Annotated in this window: 1 protein-coding gene; it reads right to left on the bottom strand. The window is 63.2% G+C overall.

Translation table 11 applies throughout. The features are described 5' to 3' along the window. The coding region (locus E4K09_RS18685; protein WP_280177481.1) for an acyl-CoA dehydrogenase family protein at positions 1 to 223 on the bottom strand (223 nt) is incomplete at both ends.

The following is a 223-nucleotide window of genomic DNA, read 5'->3' as shown; positions in this document are numbered from 1 at the left end:
CGCGATAGAGCCGCTCGGCTACGTTTGGCTTGCAGTAACCGAAGCCGCCCCAGATCTGCACCGCGGCGTCGGCCGCCCTGTGTGCCACTTCCGATGCATAGAGCTTGGCCAGTGCTCCGAGATTGGCGACGTCCCGTCCCTCGTCATAAGCCTTGGCGGCCTCGTAGAGCATCATGCGGGCTGCGGAGATCTCGACAGCCATGTCCGCGAGCTTGAAGCCAAT

Origin of the sequence: Microvirga pakistanensis (assembly GCF_004458765.1) — a bacterium.
GTDB classification, from domain to species: Bacteria; Pseudomonadota; Alphaproteobacteria; order Rhizobiales; family Beijerinckiaceae; genus Microvirga; species Microvirga pakistanensis.
This window is presented reverse-complemented; position numbering and strand designations above follow the sequence as displayed.